The organism is Arcicella sp. (assembly GCF_964672035.1).
The window spans coordinates 26,054-32,268 of sequence record NZ_CBABQS010000055.1 but is presented as its reverse complement, the minus strand read 5'-3'; the positions used below and the strand labels follow the sequence as shown (position 1 = coordinate 32,268).

At 34.9% G+C, this 6,215-nt stretch carries 7 protein-coding genes; 5 read left to right on the top strand and 2 right to left on the bottom strand.

Going from position 1 to position 6,215, the window contains the following annotated elements:
• Positions 1–93 precede the first annotated feature (93 nt).
• From hisIE to AC1W31_RS14325, 3 genes are all read left to right on the top strand, one after another.
• Positions 94–708, top strand: a complete 615-nt coding sequence (gene hisIE / locus AC1W31_RS14335) for a bifunctional phosphoribosyl-AMP cyclohydrolase/phosphoribosyl-ATP diphosphatase HisIE (RefSeq protein ID WP_481735156.1) — start codon at positions 94–96, stop codon at positions 706–708.
• A 24-nt stretch (positions 709–732) separates the two neighbouring features.
• Positions 733–1,077, top strand: a complete 345-nt coding sequence (locus tag AC1W31_RS14330) for a phage holin family protein (RefSeq protein ID WP_481735155.1) — start codon at positions 733–735, stop codon at positions 1,075–1,077.
• Positions 1,078–1,551: 474 nt separating this feature from the next.
• A complete protein-coding gene (locus AC1W31_RS14325) occupies positions 1,552–2,055 on the top strand; it encodes an energy transducer TonB (protein ID WP_481735154.1) in 504 nt (167 codons plus the stop codon).
• Between the two features lie 198 nt (positions 2,056–2,253).
• Here the strand turns inward: AC1W31_RS14325 and AC1W31_RS14320 are convergent, their stop codons facing one another.
• Both AC1W31_RS14320 and AC1W31_RS14315 read right to left on the bottom strand, forming a co-directional pair.
• Positions 2,254–2,637 (bottom strand): hypothetical protein, encoded by a 384-nt coding sequence (locus tag AC1W31_RS14320; RefSeq protein WP_481735153.1) that lies wholly within the window; start codon positions 2,635–2,637, stop codon positions 2,254–2,256.
• 150 nt (positions 2,638–2,787) lie between these two features.
• A complete protein-coding gene (locus tag AC1W31_RS14315) occupies positions 2,788–3,933 on the bottom strand; it encodes a methionine aminotransferase (protein ID WP_481735152.1) in 1,146 nt (381 codons plus the stop codon).
• Between the two features lie 143 nt (positions 3,934–4,076).
• Here AC1W31_RS14315 and AC1W31_RS14310 point away from each other — a divergent pair, with 143 nt between their 5' ends.
• Together AC1W31_RS14310 and AC1W31_RS14305 are read left to right on the top strand one after the other, a co-directional pair.
• The gene (locus AC1W31_RS14310; protein WP_481735151.1) at positions 4,077–4,490 is read left to right on the top strand and encodes a hypothetical protein; all 414 of its coding nucleotides are present in this window, start codon (positions 4,077–4,079) and stop codon (positions 4,488–4,490) included.
• Between the two features lie 108 nt (positions 4,491–4,598).
• The gene (locus tag AC1W31_RS14305) at positions 4,599–6,170 is read left to right on the top strand and encodes a glycerol-3-phosphate dehydrogenase/oxidase (RefSeq protein ID WP_481735150.1); all 1,572 of its coding nucleotides are present in this window, start codon (positions 4,599–4,601) and stop codon (positions 6,168–6,170) included.
• Positions 6,171–6,215: the final 45 nt, after the last annotated feature.

Here is a 6,215-nt window from a genome sequence, read left to right as displayed (position 1 = left end):
ATTATCGACTTGAAGACCTATTTGAAAGATAAAGGGATTTCGATGAGGTTGTAATTATTTTGGTATCTTTACGCTTAAAATAGAAAAAGATTAATGAATTTAGATTTCGATAAACAAGGCGGACTTATCCAAGCGGGATTAATTCCTGCCATTATTCAAGATGCCAAAACCGATAAAGTTTTGATGCTTGGCTACATGAACCAAGAGGCGCTTGAAAAAACTGAAAAAGAAGGCATCGTAACATTTTTCAGCCGTTCCAAACAACGTCTTTGGACGAAGGGTGAAACCTCTAACAATTTTCTGCACGTGGTAGAAATTATGAAAGATTGTGATGAAGATACACTCTTGATAAAAGTAAATCCTGATGGGCCCACTTGTCATACAGGGGCGGATACCTGTTGGAATGAGAAGAATAACTCAGGACAAGCAGGCTGGTTGAATCATCTGAAAGCAGTAATAAGAGATAGAAAAAATAATCCATCTGAGAAATCATACACAGCAAGTCTTTTTGAAAAAGGAACCAATAAAATTGCGCAAAAAGTAGGAGAGGAGGCAGTCGAATTGGTTATCGAAGCGATGGATTCAAATGATGATTTATTTAGAGGTGAAGCCGCCGATTTACTATTTCATTACTTAGTACTTTTAGAACAAAGAGGCATTGATTTTGATGAAATTATTAACCTACTTCGTGAGAGACACGGGAAATAAAATTCAAATTTTAAACCAAAATGTATGATAAACTTTATTATTAAGTATCTCATTATTGCAGGTGTAATAATGTTTGGGGCAAAATATATAACTGGTATAAGAATTGATACCTTCGAAACTTCCATTTATGTGGCTTTGGCCATGGGTTTTGCAAATACATTTATAAAGCCTATCCTAAAACTCATCAGTTTCCCAATTACCATACTTACGCTTGGATTCTTCTTGCTGGTAATTAATGTGATAACTGTTTACATTGTTGATTATTTTATTATCGGGTTTTCAGTGCATGGATTTATTCCCCCTTTAATTTTTAGTTTTGTGCTATCTTTTATTTCATACATCTCAGGTTTACTATTAGATGGAGACTGATTCTTAGAAAAGTACAAACATTTTTATATATTTTTCTTGTAAAAAAGTGGGTTTAAATTGCGTGCCAACAATTTAAAACCACTTTTTTATTTTTTTAAAAATCGGAATAATAACATTTTTATGCGTTTAAATCAAAATAGGGACAAAATTTTATTAAACAATTAATTTAGGTAAAAGTATCTAACTCATTGTATTTCAATAATATACATAAAAAATATTTTTTCAAAAAAATTTGGATATATGATTTCAAATTTTATATCTTTGTATCACAAACAGAAAGTTGGCATACTTTTTGAAAATCCTTACTTTGTGGAATTACTCTATTTTCTATAAGAGAAATTTTCACGTTAAGATTAATGACCGTAACCGCCATGACAGTCAGAAATCAAGTTTGCAATTTTAACAACCTTGTTTTCTAATCAAGTAGTTACGTTTCTCAATTTCTTATTGTGGAAATTTTAAACTTATAGAGTCATGAAAAATTTTACATTTTTGACGATGCTATTTTTCGTAGCATTCATGGTTAAAGCACAAAAGAGTGCCTTAACACCAACCACTTTTTCATCAAAAGACAAAGCCTTAATTGCCAGTGTTTTGGATTTTGATAACAATGAAAATGTTCTTGAAGATAAAGATAAAGCAAGAGCAATGCGTTTTAAAAATATGACCGTTGATAGAGATTCAACGTATTATGATGTAGAAACTCCCGCTTCTTTTCCTGACGGACAAGAAGGTTTAAAAAAATTTATCGGACAGAATATTGTTCGTCCAAAGAATTCAAAAGGCGAAACCGTTTTAGTTAGATTTATGGTTGAACGTTACGGAGAAATCAGTAAAGTTCACGTTTTGGCAAGCCCTGCCGACCCATTGTTGAGCGCCGAGGCAATCAAAGTTGTGAAAAAAATGGGATCATGGAATCCAGCAAAAATTCAAGGAATCGAAGTAGCATCTTATTATGTGTTACCCATAAAATTCTAACCACTTAAATTCCATTAGCAAGATTGAGGAGAGAGAATTGTGAATGAAGTGTCTTTTAAAATTGTAAATCCTTACTTTAAATAAATATTCTTAGCTCTCATGCACTTTGTGCGTGAGAGCTTTTGTTTTAAAACCACATAGAAATACAGGTTTCATAGAAAGAGATATGGGTATTGTTTACTCATAGCATGAATCATGCTATTGACTCGGAACACCTCGTTGAAATGTTACTTCCGTTGCCATTCCCATCGCACTAAAACGCACAGCCATTGATTGAGCATCAGATTTTTTTAGTAAAGTCTCACAATGAACACCTTTTTCTAAGAAATAAATGTAATATTTTTGACTACGGTCGGCTAATTGTTGAACATCCGGCCTTCCTAAATAATCATCCAAATCATTAGAACTCGTACCTTTTATTTCTTCTTTCAAAGATTTGAGTTTGTCAATATATTTAGTGCGTTCTCCATTGCATCCACCCTTATCTGCACTCCATTTTTCAAGGTCTAAACCTTCCAATTTCGGTTGTTTTGTGCAGGCAGTTGCCAATAAAAATATTGGCAATAAGTATTTAATTTTCATTTGTTTGAGTTTGCTATTATTATGCTGGCAAAGGTAGGTAATGAGTAAACAATAATTTACATAAACGATGACAACTTATTATTAACCCATATTCAAAAGGAAAGTTTTATTATGAAGTCTATTCCTCATTCTTAATAGAATTAGTATCATTTACAACTTACATAATCGTTCCCCCGCCTTTTCCAACGTTTCATCATCTTTGGCAAAGCAAAATCTGAGCGTTTTATAGTCGTTTTTATCATGATAAAATACAGAAATTGGAATACTTGCTACGCCAATTTCACGGGTTAATCTTATGGCTAAATCGTAGTCGTTTTCATCAGTAATTGATTGGTAATTAACACATTGAAAAAAACTTCCGTGGGCGGGTGTATACGTAAATCTTGAATCTTTTATGCAATTCAAAAACTTGTCTCTTTTCTCTTGGTAGAATTTTGGAATGGATAAATAGTTATCGGGTTCACGTAAGAAATCTGCCAATGCGTATTGAATTGGCGTGATCGTACTGAAAGTTAGCCATTGATGCACCTTGCGCAATTCTTCGGTTAATGCTTTCGGAGCCAAACAATAACCCACTTTCCAACCCGTTACGTGAAAGGTTTTTCCGAATGAACCACAAATAAAACTTCTTTCTTGCAAAACCGTATTTCTACATAATGACCAATGTTCACGACCATCAAAAATAATGTGCTCATAAACCTCATCCCCAATCAAGAAAATATTGGTATCTCGCACAATATCAGCTAATTGTGTTAAATCATTTTGACTAAAAACTGTACCCGTTGGGTTGTGAGGTGTGTTCAAAATAATCAATTTTGTTCGTTCTGTTACCTTCAATTTTACGACTGTCCAATCAATCTGATAATCATTTTCGGGTGTGAGCGTTACATACACGGGCGAACCTCCGTTGAGTCTGATGGCAGGAGCGTAAGAATCGTAGCAAGGTTCCAACAAAATGACTTCATCGTCTTGATGAACCATCGCAGTAATGACGGCATAAAGTGCCTCAGTTGCTCCCGTTGTAATCGTTACTTCAGTATCTGGATGATAATTTACGTGGTATAAGTCGCTGATTTTCTTCGCAATAATTTCTCTGAGCGGCTGAATTCCCGCCATCGGAGCGTATTGATTCATTCCTTTTTTGAGGTAATAATTAACCAAATCTGTAAGTTTGGGAGAACAGTCAAAACTTGGAAAACCCTGAGATAAATTCAAAGCACCACAATCAGTGGCTAATTTTGACATAACGGTGAAAATAGTAGTACCTATGTTGGGTTGTTTAGAAGTAATTTGCATGAAGAAAGGAAAAAGATTAAGGTAATTATTAGTGACAAAAATACTCCTTTGGTTTCTAAAATATTGCTTAAACAATTATTTTATTTTATTCCAACTTTTTGAGAATTAATGGTGTCTTTATGACAAATAAATATTTATCAATCATGAAATTTATAACGCTAATAATAGCTGTCTTTATAATCGCTTGTACTTCTAAAGAAGACATTGCTCCCCAATCAATTGTGGGTAAATGGGCACCTACTTACATTACCCAAACCCGTCAAGCCGATGGTACTTTTGATGCTTGGCACACAATCAATACCTTCGTGGCTTTGCCCGTAATGGAGTTCACGAGCGATGGAAGGTTTTTGCGAGATGGACAACCTGGCGCAGCTTGTTGTTCATCGGGAAATAAATATAGCGTTTCGGGCGATAAAATCCTTTTTGACGATTTACTTCCTTGTGCTAATGTACTTTGTTTAGCCTGCCCGATAGGCTGGATAATCAATGAAATAAAAGGTGATACCTTGATTCTTGAAACGTGTAATGTGAGAAATAAATATGTGAAAACTAAATAGCAAAATTCATTATCACATGATAATTTAAAGTAAAATTTGTAATTATAAAAGATTTTGATGATACTTTAAATTTGTTTTGATAATTTGCTAGATAAATAAAAACAGTCTATGAATCGTCAAGAACAAATCAGTAAATTACAAGCCACTAAAGAGTTTGATATTTGTGTTATTGGAGGAGGAGCTACTGGGGCGGGTATTGCTCTTGATGCAAGTTTGAGGGGTTTAAAAGTAGTATTAATTGATAAAAGCGATTTTGCAGGACAGACTTCCTCAAAATCTACCAAATTAATACATGGAGGCGTTCGATATCTGGAACAAGCCGTAAAAAAATTAGATTGGGAACAGTACAAAATGGTTCGTAAGTCCTTGCGTGAGCGTGAGACTTTGCTGAAAAATGCGCCTCATTTATCCCATCCGTTGGCGTTGATTACGCCTTGTTTTAATCTCTTTGAAGGTATTTATTACACCATCGGCATGAAAATGTACGAGTGGATTTCGGGTTCGCAAAGTATTGCTAAAAGCGAATGGTTATCGAAAAAAGAAACCTTAAAGTTGATTCCAGAATTGAAATCCAAACGATTGAGTTCGGGAGTTTTGTATTATGATGGACAATTGGATGATGCTCGTTATTGTTTGGCACTTGTGCAATCTGCGGAGGCGAATGGAGCGGTAGTTTTGAACCATACGCAAGTACTCAAATTTAGTAAAAATGAAGATAATGGGCGACTTAAATCGTTGAACACCAGAGATTTAATATCGGGAAGCGAGTATGGAATAAATTCAAGAGTTTTTGTGAATGCCACCGGCCCTTTTGCGGATAGTATTCGTCAGATGGCAAATTCAAAACTAAAGCCCCGTATCAAAGTTAGTCGTGGCGCTCATGTGGTTTTACCCCGTGAAGTAATGAAAGGTGATACGGCAATCCTTGTTCCTAAAACAGATGATGGACGGGTTATTTTTATGATTCCTTGGCAAGACCAAGTGCTGATTGGAACGACTGATGAAGCGGATGAACTTTCCGAAAATCCGAAATTGGAAGATTACGAAAAAACGTATTTGTTGGAATACGTCAATCGTTATTTTGAAAAAACAGTTACGCCCGACCAAATAAAAAGTGGTTTTGCGGGACTTCGACCTCTTTTGCAAGCACAATTGCAATCAGCCATGAATTCTGATACAAAATCTTTAGTGCGTGATCATGAAGTTGAAATAGACCGACGTTCAAAATTAGTGAGTATTATGGGTGGAAAATGGACTACTTACCGATTGATGGCAAAAGACACTTTGGATGAAATTTATAAGGAAATTTTGAAAAAAGAAATCGTAAAATGCACGTCTGAACATCAAGTTTTGCATGGAGGAGAAAATTATCGTTTTGAAGATTGGCAAGAATTAGTAGACAAGTACAGAATCTCAGCGTGGACGGCTCAACATCTCATGAAAAAATATGGGAATAATGCCTTGAAAGTGATGCAACTGACTGAAAATCAGGCAGAATTGAAAGAATTATTAGTCACAAATCATCCCTTTATTAGAGCGGAAGTTTTGTACGTAATTCAAGAAGAAATGGCAACTACGGTTGATGATGTTTTGGAAAGACGATTGGGTTTGAGACTAAGAGATGAAATTGCTTCAAAATCTGTTGAGCCGTATGTGGAGGAAGTTTTGAAAATGAATTAGTAAAATGGAACACGGATTAATCTTTTATAATCTGTGTTCCATTGA

Bases quoted from the DNA above. Each gene is read 5' to 3' on its own strand.
- AC1W31_RS14305 (WP_481735150.1), top strand. From the start codon at position 4,599: ATGAATCGTCAAGAACAAATCAGTAAATTACAAGCCACTAAAGAGTTT.
- AC1W31_RS14325 (WP_481735154.1), top strand. From the start codon at position 1,552: ATGAAAAATTTTACATTTTTGACGATGCTATTTTTCGTAGCATTCATG.
- AC1W31_RS14330 (WP_481735155.1), top strand. From the start codon at position 733: ATGATAAACTTTATTATTAAGTATCTCATTATTGCAGGTGTAATAATG.
- AC1W31_RS14315 (WP_481735152.1), bottom strand. From the start codon at position 3,933: ATGCAAATTACTTCTAAACAACCCAACATAGGTACTACTATTTTCACC.
- hisIE (WP_481735156.1), top strand. From the start codon at position 94: ATGAATTTAGATTTCGATAAACAAGGCGGACTTATCCAAGCGGGATTA.
- AC1W31_RS14310 (WP_481735151.1), top strand. From the start codon at position 4,077: ATGAAATTTATAACGCTAATAATAGCTGTCTTTATAATCGCTTGTACT.
- AC1W31_RS14320 (WP_481735153.1), bottom strand. From the start codon at position 2,637: ATGAAAATTAAATACTTATTGCCAATATTTTTATTGGCAACTGCCTGC.